The 12196-nt window shown below is 62.0% G+C and carries 8 protein-coding genes; 2 read left to right on the top strand and 6 right to left on the bottom strand.

Going from position 1 to position 12196, the window contains the following annotated elements; all coding sequences use genetic code 11:
* Positions 1-6: 6 nt before the first annotated feature.
* The 5 genes from V6M90_RS13730 to V6M90_RS13710 all read right to left on the bottom strand — a co-directional run bounded on the left by V6M90_RS13730 (position 7) and on the right by V6M90_RS13710 (position 4924).
* Positions 7-408 (bottom strand): cupin domain-containing protein, encoded by a 402-nt coding sequence (locus tag V6M90_RS13730; RefSeq protein WP_003174320.1) that lies wholly within the window; start codon positions 406-408, stop codon positions 7-9.
* An 84-nt stretch (positions 409-492) separates the two neighbouring features.
* Entirely contained in the window at positions 493-1926 is a 1434-nt protein-coding gene (gene pdxR, locus V6M90_RS13725; protein ID WP_332846677.1) for a MocR-like pyridoxine biosynthesis transcription factor PdxR, read from the bottom strand.
* A gap of 70 nt (positions 1927-1996) precedes the next feature.
* Positions 1997-2764 (bottom strand): SDR family oxidoreductase, encoded by a 768-nt coding sequence (locus V6M90_RS13720; RefSeq protein ID WP_078824917.1) that lies wholly within the window; start codon positions 2762-2764, stop codon positions 1997-1999.
* Positions 2765-2773: 9 nt separating this feature from the next.
* Positions 2774-3841 (bottom strand): phosphotransferase family protein, encoded by a 1068-nt coding sequence (locus V6M90_RS13715; RefSeq protein WP_332846676.1) that lies wholly within the window; start codon positions 3839-3841, stop codon positions 2774-2776.
* 129 nt (positions 3842-3970) lie between these two features.
* Positions 3971-4924: a 2-hydroxyacid dehydrogenase gene (locus V6M90_RS13710; protein ID WP_003174315.1), complete on the bottom strand. Its 954-nt coding sequence runs from the start codon at positions 4922-4924 to the stop codon at positions 3971-3973.
* A gap of 198 nt (positions 4925-5122) precedes the next feature.
* On the opposite strand from V6M90_RS13710, the gene V6M90_RS13705 reads away from it, so the two are divergent.
* A complete protein-coding gene (locus V6M90_RS13705) occupies positions 5123-9949 on the top strand; it encodes an NEL-type E3 ubiquitin ligase domain-containing protein (protein ID WP_332846675.1) in 4827 nt (1608 codons plus the stop codon).
* Position 9950: 1 nt separating this feature from the next.
* On the opposite strand, the gene V6M90_RS13700 is transcribed toward V6M90_RS13705, so the two are convergent.
* Complete coding sequence (locus tag V6M90_RS13700) at positions 9951-10475, bottom strand: cysteine hydrolase family protein (protein WP_332846674.1); 525 nt, start codon at positions 10473-10475, stop codon at positions 9951-9953.
* A 397-nt stretch (positions 10476-10872) separates the two neighbouring features.
* Between V6M90_RS13700 and V6M90_RS13695 the strand changes: the two genes are divergently transcribed.
* A complete protein-coding gene (locus V6M90_RS13695; RefSeq protein ID WP_078824912.1) occupies positions 10873-12150 on the top strand; it encodes a serine/threonine transporter in 1278 nt (425 codons plus the stop codon).
* Positions 12151-12196 lie beyond the last annotated feature (46 nt).

Genomic DNA, 12196 nt, shown 5'->3' with positions numbered 1-12196 from the left:
GGCTGATTATTTTGGGAGGGGGGTGAGTACTTCCGCCTTGTCATCCAACACTATCACCACCAGCAGTTTGGCCGGTTGGGTCTGGCTGGCATTGCTCGACTCGAAATGCCGCGAACCGGCCGGTTCGTAGAATGACTCTCCAACCGTGTAAGTCTTCGCCTGCTCATCGTTGACCCGTGACGTGACCGCGCCTTCCAGCACATAGGCCACGGCCGTGCCGGTGTGGCTATGGGGGACGGTGGCCTGGCCAGGGGCGTAGCTCACGGTGAGCATGAGGGTTTTCTTGCCGGGTACGTTGGCCAGGGGGTGTTCTTGCAGGACCTTGATCGATTCCTGGTTGTACACGGGCTCGTGGGCAAAGGCGCTGACGGAGGCGAGCATCAGGGGGATGGCGAGCAGGCGTTTCATGGTGAGGTTTCCTAGTCGTTCGAGACCTGCTCACCGTACGCTGGGCGTTTCGAGCGACCAATAACCAATCCACGGTAAAACCCCCTAGCCAATCTGCTGGAGAATATCGCGCACCTTGTCCAGCGCCGGGTCGATGTCGAGGGTCTCGATGGCCCCAAACCCGATGATCAGGCCTTGGCGCACCGGCGCGTCATGGAAGAACACATCCAGCGGGTACAAGCCGACGTCCGCCTGGCGCGCCAGGCCCATCAGCAACGCAATATCCACCGGTACTTTGCACAGCGCGGCCATGTGGAACCCGGCCACGGTGGGCACCGCCTCGAACCACGGCGACAAGTCGCCCGCCAGGCGGTGCAGGATGCGTTCGCGGCGCCCGGCATACACCGTGTGGCAGCGCCGGATGTGCTTGAGCAGGTAGCCTTCGCTGATGAACTTGGCCAGTGCCCATTGCGGCAGGGTGGAGCTGTGCTGGTCGGTCAATTGCTTGGCCTTGAGCACGGCAGGGTAAATCGCCGGTGGCAGTACCAGGTAGCCCAGGCGCAGCTCGGGCAGCAGGGTCTTGGAGAAAGTGCCCACATACGTCACCACGCCACGGGTGTCCATGCTTTGCAGGGAGTCGGTGGGCCGGCCTTCGTAGCGGAATTCGCTGTCGTAGTCGTCTTCGATAATGATCGCCCCCAGTTCGAACGCACGCGCCAGCAAGGCTTCGCGGCGCGCCGGACTCATGGGCATGCCGAGGGGGAACTGGTGGGACGGGGTCACGTAGATCAGCCGTGTGCCCTCGGGAATCCGGTCGACCTGAATGCCCTGATCATCCACCGGCACGCTGGCGACGCTGGCTCCCATCGCCATGAACAACTGGCGCGCCGGGCTGTAGCCGGGGTCTTCCATGGCGACGATGCTGCCCGGTTCCAGAATGACGCGGGCAAGCAGGTCCAGCGCCTGTTGCGCACCGTTGGTGACCACGATGTCGTTGTCGCGGCATTTGACCCCACGGGAAAACGCGATATGCCCGGCTATCGCACTGCGCAGCGCGGGCAGGCCTTCGGGTTGGCTGTAGAAGCCGCTGTTTTGGGCGATACGGCGCAGGGCATCCTGGGTGCAACGGCGCCATTCATCCTGGGGGAACTGGTGGCGGCTGGTGGCGCCACCGATAAATTCGTAGCGCAAGATGCTGTCGCGGGTGGGGTGGCGCATGGGCGAGGGCAGTGCGGCCCATTGCGCCAGGTTATCGGCGCAGGCCAGGTCGGTGGCGGTTTGCAGGCGGTCAGGCTGTGGTGCCCAGGCATTGACGAAGGTGCCGCGGCCAATCCTGCCGACCAGCAGGCCTTCGTAAGTCAAGGTGGCGTAGGTATCCGATACGGTTTTGCGCGAAATGCCCAATTGCTCGGCAAGCAGCCGGCTCGGTGGTAGTTGCGCGCCTGCGCACAGTCGTCCGGTGGCGATAGCTTCGCGCAATTGCTGATAAAGCTGGGCAGCCAGGTCCTTGCGGCCGGTGATGACAATGTGCAATTCCATGTTTCATCCTGGGACAGATCGATCTGCGTCAAGATTACCCGCAAATCGATCCGAGCAAACCCAGGCGATGTCAGGACAGGAAGCCACCGTCCACGTTCAGCGACACGCCGGTGGTGTAGCTCGATGCATCGCTGGCCAGGAACAGCACCGCGCCGGCCATCTCGCTGGGGTCGGCCACCCGCTTGAGGGGGATCTGCGCCAGGGCCATCTTCAGGATTGCGTCGTTCTTCACCAGCGCCGAGGCGAACTTGGTGTCGGTCAGACCCGGCAGCAGGGCGTTGCAACGGATGCCGAACTCGGCGCATTCCTTGGCGAACACTTTGGTCATGTTGATCACGGCGGCCTTGGTCACCGAGTAGATGCCCTGGAATACGCCCGGGGAAATGCCGTTGATCGATGCCACGTTGATAATGCTGCCGCCACCGTTTGCGCGCATCAGCTTGCCGGCTTCCACCGACATGAAGAAGTAGCCGCGGATGTTCACGTCGACGGTCTTCTGGAACGCCCCCAGGTCGGTGTCCAGCACGTTGCAGAACTGCGGGTTGGTGGCCGCGTTATTGACCAGGATATCCAGGCGGCCGAACTGCTCGCGGATGCCGGCGAACACCTGGGTAATCTGTTCCATTTCGCCGATATGGCAGGCCACTGCGGTGGCCTTGCCACCGTCGGCGATGATCGCATCGGCGACGTGCTGGCAGCCTTCGAGTTTGCGGCTGGAGACGATCACATGCGCGCCTTGCTGGGCCAGCAACTTGGCGATGGCTTCACCGATGCCACGGCTGGCGCCGGACACGAAGGCAATCTTGCCGTCGAGATCGAACAGGTGGGTCTTGGACATGGGGATTCCTTAAAGGGCTGATTGATCGATAACGTTCAGGCTCATCTGCTCCAGCAGCTTGTTCATCTGAATGAACTGCGCAAAGCGTTTGTCCTGGGTCTGGCCATGGAAGAAGCGGTAGTAGATCTGCTGCACGATGCCGGCCAGGCGAAACAGGCCGTAGGTGTAGTAGAAGTCGAAGTTGTCGATCTGGATGCCGGAGCGTTCGGCGTAATAGTCGACGAACTGGCGGCGGGTGAGCATGCCGGGGGCATTGCTCGGCTGGCGGCGCATCAGTTGCACCGGTGCCGGGTCGGCGGCTTCGATCCAGTAGGCGAGGGTGTTGCCTAGGTCCATCAACGGGTCGCCGAGGGTGGTCAGTTCCCAATCCAGCACGCCGATGATCTGCATCGGGTTGTGCGGGTCGAGTATCACGTTATCGAAGCGGTAGTCGTTGTGCACGATGCTGGAGGTGGGGTGGTCGGCCGGCATCTTGTCGTTGAGCCAGGCGCGTACCGCCTCCCATCTGGGCGCGTCGGGGGTCAGGGCTTTTTCGTAGCGATCGCCCCAGCCACGGATCTGGCGCGCTACGTAACCTTGCGGCTTGCCCAGGTCGGCCAGGCCGCAGGCGGTGTAGTCGACCTGGTGCAGTTCGACGAACTTGTCGATGAAGCTCTTGCACAGCGCCTCGGTCCGGGTCGCGTCCAGGCCCAGTTCGACCGGCAGGTCGGAACGCAGGATGATGCCGTTGACGCGCTCCATCACATAGAACTCGGCGCCGATCACCGACTCATCGGTGCAATGCACATAAGCCTTGGGGCAATACGCAAAGCCGTCTTTAAGCTGGTTGAGAATGCGGTATTCGCGGCCCATGTCGTGGGCGGACTTGGCCTTGTGACCAAAGGGTGGGCGGCGCAGCACGAATTCCTGGCCAGGGTATTCCAGCAGGTAAGTCAGGTTGGACGCGCCGCCTGGGAATTGGCTGATGATGGGCGTGCCGCTCAGGCCGGGGATATGGGCCTTGAGGTAGGGATCGATCAGGCCGGCATCAAGTTCTTCGCCTGGGCGAATCTGGGTCGATTGGTCGTTCAGCGCCATGCTTATCCCTTCTGCTTATTTTTAAGGCCTTGGACTATTGGCTAATCTAATGCGCGCAGCCGCCCACCGACAAGGTCGGGGCGGCTTAATAGGTTAGCGTGTTAAACGATGATCAGCGTGCCTGATCGGTCATTTTGCGGGCGCGGGCAGGGTGACCGGCGTGAGCACCGGGCGGCCGGCGAAGAACTCCACCAGGTTGTCGGCCACCCGTTGCACGGTGTCATGGGCGGCCTCGGGCGACAGGCCGGCAACGTGGGAGGTGAGCACGGTGTTGGGGAGGCGCTTGAGGGCGTCGGGCACCTTCGGTTCGTCGTCGAACACATCCAGCGCGGCGCCACCGATACGGCGTTGCTCAAGGGCGGTGATCAGGTCGGCGGTGACCACGACACTGCCACGGCCGATATTGACCAGGTAGCCATTGGGTCCCAGGGCATCGAGGGCATGGCGATCGATCAGGTGGCGCGTGCCGTCGCCGCCGGGCGTGGCCAGGATCAGGAAGTCCGAGGTGCGTGCCAGTTCCACGGCGGTGGCGCAGTAGGTGTAGTCCACGTCGTCGCGAGGCTGGCGGTTGTGATAACTCACCTCCATGCCAAACCCGAGCGATGCGCGCTTGGCGATTTCCAGGCCCACGGCGCCCAGGCCGAGAATCCCCAATTGCTTGCCGCCCAGGGACGGGCGCATCACCTTGGGCCATTCGCTGCGTCGCACGGCGGCATCGGTCTGGGGGATGCCGCGTACCAGCGACAGCAACAGCGCCATGGCGTGGTCGGCCACCGTCGGCGCATTGACCCCGGCGCCGTTGGTGACCACGATCCCGCGATTGCTGGCGGCCTGCAGGTCTACGTGTTCATAACCGGCGCCGATCACGCAGATGATTTCCAGCAGTGGCAGCGCGGCGATTTCCTCGGCATACAAACCCAACGGGCCACGGGTCAGTACAGCCTTGATCTGGCCACCCTGGGTCTTGATCGCCTGGGCGCGTTCGGCGGGCGTCGGCGCCAGGATCACGTGAAAGTCGTTGCTCTCGATGATCGGCAGGTAATCGTTGATGGTTTCCACCAATACCAGAATGGTAGTGGACATGAGCGGATCTCCTGAGGGCGGTCGAGGGTGCCAGTATGCGATATTTTCAGGACCGATTGCGGGCATGGCGCAACGGTGCGAACACCAGGTGCTGATTTATCTGTGCTTTTAACGGCGAGGCAAAGGCTAGGCTGGCGAATTGTTTTTTAAGGCTTGAATATGATGCCCGGCACGCCAGCTACCGCTCCTGTGATCGCTATGACCCCTGTCGAAGAAGGGGTTTTTTTCAACCTTGTCAAACGCCAGGCGCCGCCGTGGTTGTCCGGCGCGTCTTCGCAGCTGCGGGGTGACCTGCTGCAGAGCCTGTTGACCAGTTATCCCGCCAAAGCCCGGGCCAAGGAGCTGTTCGATTACCTGCCCTCTCCCGAGCAATTCTGCACGCCGCTGCTCACCGACGCGCTGGCACGCGCGCTGGGTGAAACCCTGGATATCCGAGGCGTTGTTTTCCAGCATGTTCGCAGCCAATCGCGACTCTTTGGCTTACACCGCGTATTGATCGAACCGGTGGAACGCGATGTGCTGGCGGCAGCGTATGAAAACTTCGAACTGTCCGAGACCGAGCCTGGCAACTATCACGCCGATTCGTGTTTATACCTGCCGGCGGCGGTCACTGGCGCAGACAATCGGATACTGACGATCGAGCCCCATGAGTTTGCGCAGTTGTGCAGGACGCTGGACTTGGGCCGGCAATACCAGACGTGTCTCGCGCAATTGCTCAACACAGGCCCCCAGGCGGGCGACCTGAGGGAGCGCTGCGTGACCTACAGTGCGCAGCGGTTCGAAGTACAGACGCATGTGGCGTTAGGCAAAGGCCATATCAGCCGGGATGTCCACGAGATGCTGATAAGACTGCGGCGCGGCCAGTCCCCCGTGAAGCTTGGCAACAATGAGATGCAGGTGACGCGCATAACCTGCGCCGGGGTACGGGTGCATGACATGTTCGTGATGGGGCCTGCGACAGCGCCCGCCGAGGGTGACCGGCGCTGCGTACTTTATCTGCCCGACGACCTGCTGCACCCGCTCAAGGAATACGTTACGCACCTGGACATCGAGGCAGCGCTGAGCCTGCGTCTGCGAGATGCTGCCTTCAGGGACTGGTTCACGGGCCTGATCGCGCTCAAGGACAAGTCTGTGTTTGTCGAAAAGGTCAGGGCTCAGCTGCTGGAGCACACCGGCTCGCCGCTACCCCCGCAGACCCGCTACATAACGTTTGCCAGAGAGCCGGTTGCGGGGGATTTATTCAGCGAAATGTACCGTCAGCGTGCCGATCGCACCTTGGCCGATGCTCGGCTGCTGGTGGTGCCGACCGATGATGAAGATGAGAAAAGCCGCCTGCGCAGGCTGGATACCTACAAGGCCGTCGGCTTGAACCTGGCCATGATCGGCGCCTCGTTCATTCCCGGAGTGGGTGAGGTCATGTTGGGGCTGGCGGCACTGGACGTGTTGACGAGTATTTATCACGGCATCGACAGCTGGTACGAGGGCGAGCAGGAGCAAGCCACGAACTATTTGTTCGATACATTGGAGAATCTGCTGTTGATGGCTGCCGTCTCCGCGGTCGGTGCAGGAGGCGCGAAAGTGTATCGGGCGGCGCGGCGCTCGGCGTTTCTCGACGGTCTTTGGTTGATCGAGGGTCAAGGCGGGCGGCAGCAATTATGGAAACCCGATGTCGCACCCTATCGGCAGTCGTTTACCTTGCCGCAGTGGGTCAAGGCCGACGCCAGGGGCATCCTGAGTTACAAGGGCCAGGACTACGTTGAGATCGAGGGCGCGCTCTACGGGGTTGCACCCAGGGAGGCCAGCACGCTTTGGGAAATCAAGCCTGCCGGCCTGCGCCCGGGTTATCGGCCGCTGCTGCAAACCAATGGGGTCGGGGCCTGGCTGCACGACAACGAACTGGTCAGCCAATGGTCGGGGCTGCAACGATTTCGCCGTTTGGGCTATTCAATAGAAGACATTCCCGATGACACCGCGAGCAAGATCCTGGCGGTCAGCGGCATCGACGACCGTATGTTGCAAAGCCTGGTGGAAAGTACATGGCCGCCGGCGCTGCTGGAAGATACGGCGCGGCGTTTTCGCATCGATGCGCGCCTTGAGCGTTTTATCGCACAACTGGCCATACCCGATACGGCGCCGGTGGCCGAGCCGGCGCTGCAGGTGCAGTTGCTGGTTTCCCTCGAACAGTGGCCTGCGGATCGGGCGGTGCGCTTTTTCGGCGAGCGCGGTGAGCCCCTGGCATTGTTTGCCCCCGAGGCATTGTCGGCGCAGCATCAAACCATTGCGCTGACGCCGGCGCAGCTCAAGCAAGGAAGCCTGTATCAGCGGCTGTTGGCCGGGCTCAACGAGACGCAGCGCGCCAGCCTGCTGCCAAAGGCATCCCGCGTTCCGAGTGAGCAAGCCCGGGCGTTGGCCGACGTGCTGGCGACACGGGCACGACTGGGCAGCAGGCGGCAACTGTTCGATTGGCTCTACCAGCGCATTGAACCGCAGACGGGCGACGTAGGGCGTGTACTGACCCAGCGTTATCCCGACCTGCCGGCCAGTGTCGCGGATGAGTTGGTGCGCCATGCCGACGAGAGCGAGTTGACGCAGTTGCAGCAGTCCGCCGTACCGCTGCGTCTGGATGAGGAGGTTCGGCGTTATCGACCGCGCATCAAGGGTTGCCGAGTTTTCGAGGGGCTTTACATCGGCACCTCGGCAGGTGCTGATACCTACCGTTTGGTGGTCGACAACATGACCCACCTGGTGGGATGGTTTAACGGCCTGCACCTGCGCATTGTCGAGGTGTCGGCCAATGGAACAATCGAAGTGGTGGCCGAGGCCGGTCCGAAACTGGCGCCGCAATTGCTGGAAATGCGGGCCTCGCCGGAGGGTTTTCAGGTCTTCGATGCCAACACCGACAAAATCAGCGATCTGGCCGGGCGTACGTCGGCGCATTTTTTCAAGGCGTTGTGGCAAGGGCTTTCGCCAAAGCGCAGAAAGGCGCTGGGCCGGGAAAACGATAGCGAAGGCACGGCGCTGGCGGGCGATATCATCCGCACGGCCCTGTTGCGTCGCGCCTACAGTGCGCAAGGGCTGCAGCTCGGCAGGGGCGGGGTCGAGGCTGTTTCGCCCATGGGCCTGGCGTCCGCACCGCGACTCGATTTACTGCCGCTGGCCAGTGCTTTCGCTCCGGTACGCCCAGCGCTGCCCAGCGCCTTGACACGGGCGCGATGGCTTTACCCACGCTGGTCCGATGACCAGCTCAGTGAATGGCTTGCTACCCTGGGCGCGGACGAGGTGTCGGTGCTCAGGCAGTTGGAAACCCTCAGGCTGGAGTATGAGCGACTGCGCACGACGTTGCTCGCATGGCAGACCCGTGAGACCTGGTACGAGGACGCCCAGGGTGTGCGCCTGAAGGTGGCGACAGACGCCAAGGCCGCGGCGTTACGCGAGATCATTCGGTGCTGGCGCAAGGAAACCCAGACACGCTTGACCACCGATGGTGTGCTCTTCGAGTTGAAGTTTGCGATGCGGCCCCTGGGGGACTTGCCTGACTTGGGTGCCGGCTTCGCTCATGTGGGGACGCTGTTGATGGAGCGAGTCGGCTGCGGCGCTGGCGTGGATGCCTTCCTGCGGCGTTTTACCAAGCTCAGGACCTTAAGCCTGCGTGGCAATTTTCTGAGGCAAATCCCTGCGGCGCTGGGAGATATGACCCGACTCCAGCACCTGGACCTGAGTGAAAACCAGATCCGTTTAACGCCTGGTGCGGTCAACCGGCTGTCCGGGCTGACCCGCTTGAGCGTGCTGAACCTGGACTTCAATGCTCAGATGGACCTGGCGCCAGCGATTGCCTCCATGAGCCGGCTGGAAGTGCTCTCGTTGCGCGCAACGGGTATTTCGCAGTGGCCATCTGGCACTTGGGGCTTGAGCATGTTGAATATCCTCGATTTGCGTGACAACCGTATCGCGCATGTCCCCGAAGAGGTGTTCAGTGCGCCGCGCAGTGTCAACGCGGGGACTTATCTGCGGGACAATCCGTTGGCGCAAACGGTGTTGCAGAGGATGATCGCGTATCGACAGGTGAGCGGTATCAGTTTCGGCGTTACGACCCCGCGCCCGCCCTTGGGGGTGGGACGCTTCATGGCGACGCGTGAGCAGTGCATGGCGTGGTTGGACAGGGTCCCTGCGACCGATGCGCGCGGCAAGCGCCAGCTCTGGGGCTCGCTGCTGGCCGTCCCCGACGCCTCGGCTTTTTTCGAAATGATCTGGCACTTGCGTGAGACCGCGGATTTCAGCGCGACTTACACTTACCTCAGGGACCGTGTCTGGGCCGTGCTGCACTACGTTGCCGAGGACGCGCAGCTGCGTCAACGGGTGTTCAGGATGTCAAGATTTGGCAACGCCGATGTCGATCAGGCGATCTTCCAGTTCTCACGTATTGAGGTGCACACGGCCTCCTATCGGGCCCTGCGCAGTGCCGATGAAAGAGGTATACCGGTGGAGGTCACGTTGATCGCGCTGCTGCGTGGGTTGTTCCGCCTGGCGGCGGTGGAACGCGTTGCGCTGAATGATATCGGCGCCCGCGCCAGCGTCGAGCCGCTTTCCCAGGTGCGCCAGTTACAAATCAGCCTGGCCTATCGAGCCGGTTTGGCCGATCGGCTGCGGTTGCCGCTGCAGCCGCCGGACCTGAATGTCGCCCTGCAAGTCGACGTGTCGGAGGCGGCCCTGGATGCGGCTGTCGTCAGCGTCCTGCGGCGGGAGCAGACAAGCGAGTTCTTCGAGTTCATCCAGCAGCAGGAACTCTGGCGCGACTATCTGCGCACCTACTATGCGCAGCATTTCAGCGCGGTGCGCGACAAAGCGGCGCTGGAGATGGCCAGGATCGAGCACCAGGCCCTGACCTTAAGCGACGCAGACCGTTACATGGAGTCGATCATGCAAAACTTTCGCAATGAGAACGAAGCGTCGTATCGAATGCTCACCACGACGGCCTTGTCGCAAAGGCTGGTCGAGGTACTGGCCCCCGACCTGCTGGTTGGCTGAGTCAGGGCCAGACATCCAGTGCTTTTACACGCTGGACGAATGCCCCCGCCAGGGTGGCGTTGTGATGCTCGATAATCGCCTCGGCCTTCAGCGCCGCAGTGTCCATGCAGGTATGAGCGTCCTCGGGCAGGCGCACGGTGAATCCCAGCTCTGCCGCCGCGCGGCAGGTCGTGTCTATGCAGAACTGGGTTTTCATCCCGGCGATGACCAACGCCGTTACCCCGCATGTGCGCAGTTGCTGCGCCAGGTCGGTGCCCTGGAAGCAATTGGGGCGGGTTTTATTGAACAAGTGGTCTCGGTCCTCGTCCACCTCAAGTTCATGCCACACCTGCCAGAGCGGGCTGCCTGCCTCCAGGGGCGAGCCTGCCGGGCCGGTGTGTCGCGCGACGAATATCGGCGCGCCTGCGCGGCGGGCACCCAGGATCAGCCGGTTGATGATGCCCAGCACGCGTTCACGTTCAAAGGGTTTGTCCGGCCCTTCGTACAAGCCGGTTTGCATATCGATGATCAGCAGTGCTTCAGCCATGGTGTTGCTCCTTTTGATTGCCGGATGGGCGGAGCAATAAAAAGGCCCCGTCCATTGCTGGCGGGGCCTTGGGTTGTCTGTGAAGTGTTTAGCTCAAGCACCCACAGCCACCGCGAGACCCGCCATAAGCGGGCGTGGTGGTGGTGCGGGTGAGGGTCAGCGCAGTGAGGTTCATGGCCCGATCATGCTGGGACGGGCAGTGCGCTGTCAACGCCAGACACCTTCGCTACCGGCGCTTTGCACAGCACTGGAGCCTCTGCACCGGTGCACCGCTCCTCAGCTAAGTCTTTGCTTATTCGAAAGAATCCCGGACAATCCGGCCCCTTCTATGGTCGGGGCGCTGCCTGTCAGGTTTTTCTGACTCGTCCCGGCCGTGTAAATGCGGAGATCCGACCGGATGAATGATCAGGCCAATAGCGTCGACGAACGCTATGCAACGACACCTGCAACCCTCTCGAGCTGGAGCCGCCAGGACACCACCTGGATGCTCGGCCTGTTCGGCACCGCCATTGGCGCCGGCACCCTGTTTCTGCCGATCAACGCGGGCCTGGGGGGCTTCTGGCCACTGGTGGTCCTGGCGTTGCTGGCGTTCCCGATGACGTTCTTTGCCCACCGTGGCCTGACCCGTTTCGTTCTGTCCGGCCGTGAAGGCTCCGACATTACCGACGTGGTCGAAGAGCACTTCGGCATCAAGGCCGGTGCGCTGATCACCTTGCTGTACTTTTTTGCGATTTTCCCGATCCTGCTGATCTACAGCGTGGCGCTGACCAACACCGTCGGCAGTTTCATGGAACACCAGCTGCACATCCTGCCGCCGCCACGGGCGATCCTGTCGTTCGTGCTGATCCTCGGCCTGCTGGCGGTGGTGCGGTGCGGCGAGCAAGTGATCGTCAAGGCCATGAGCCTGATGGTGTACCCGTTTATCGTTGCGCTGCTGTTCCTCGCCGTGTACCTGGTGCCGCATTGGAATGGCGGCATCCTCAGCACGGCCAGCGTGGTCCCGGCGCCTTCGGCGTTGCTCAATACGCTGTGGCTGGCAATTCCGGTAATGGTGTTTTCGTTCAACCACTCGCCGATCATCTCGGCCTTCGCGGTTGACCAGAAGCGCCAGTACGGCGCCCACGCCGATGAGCGCAGCTCGCAGATCCTGTCCCGTGCGCACCTGTTGATGGTGGTGATGGTGCTGTTTTTCGTGTTCAGTTGCGTACTGACCCTGTCGCCGGCACAACTGGCCGAAGCGAAGGCGCAGAACCTGTCGATCCTGTCGTACCTGGCCAACCATTTCAACAACCCGACCATCGCGTTTGCCGCGCCGTTGATTGCATTCGTGGCGATTGCCAAGTCGTTCCTGGGTCACTACATCGGCGCCAGTGAAGGCCTCAAGGGCCTGGTGCTCAAGAGTGGCCGTCGTCCTGCACCGAAGACGCTGGACCGTATGACCGCTGCGTTCATGCTGGTGGTGTGCTGGATCGTGGCCACGCTCAACCCAAGCATCCTGGGCATGATCGAGACCCTTGGCGGCCCGATTATCGCGTCGATCCTGTTCCTGATGCCGATGTACGCCATTCGTAAAGTACCGGCCATGGCCAAGTACCGTGGGCAGGCGTCGAATGTGTTTGTCACTGCAGTCGGCCTGGTGGCGATTACGGCGTTGGTGTATTCGTTTATTGCTTGAGCCCCGGTGCGGTCTGCCTGACTGCATACAGTTGTTTTTGTGTTGA

Origin of the sequence: Pseudomonas lactucae, assembly GCF_036688725.1 — a bacterium.
Classification (GTDB): domain Bacteria; phylum Pseudomonadota; class Gammaproteobacteria; order Pseudomonadales; family Pseudomonadaceae; genus Aquipseudomonas; species Aquipseudomonas lactucae.
Note: the sequence above shows the minus strand (reverse complement) of the source record. Positions and strands in the feature narration are given on the sequence as shown.

Coding starts and splice junctions, on each gene's coding strand:
- V6M90_RS13730 (WP_003174320.1), bottom strand. CDS start 408: ATGAAACGCCTGCTCGCCATCCCCCTGATGCTCGCCTCCGTCAGCGCC.
- pdxR (WP_332846677.1), bottom strand. CDS start 1,926: ATGGAATTGCACATTGTCATCACCGGCCGCAAGGACCTGGCTGCCCAG.
- V6M90_RS13720 (WP_078824917.1), bottom strand. CDS start 2,764: ATGTCCAAGACCCACCTGTTCGATCTCGACGGCAAGATTGCCTTCGTG.
- V6M90_RS13715 (WP_332846676.1), bottom strand. CDS start 3,841: ATGGCGCTGAACGACCAATCGACCCAGATTCGCCCAGGCGAAGAACTT.
- V6M90_RS13710 (WP_003174315.1), bottom strand. CDS start 4,924: ATGTCCACTACCATTCTGGTATTGGTGGAAACCATCAACGATTACCTG.
- V6M90_RS13705 (WP_332846675.1), top strand. CDS start 5,123: ATGACCCCTGTCGAAGAAGGGGTTTTTTTCAACCTTGTCAAACGCCAG.
- V6M90_RS13700 (WP_332846674.1), bottom strand. CDS start 10,475: ATGGCTGAAGCACTGCTGATCATCGATATGCAAACCGGCTTGTACGAA.
- V6M90_RS13695 (WP_078824912.1), top strand. CDS start 10,873: ATGAATGATCAGGCCAATAGCGTCGACGAACGCTATGCAACGACACCT.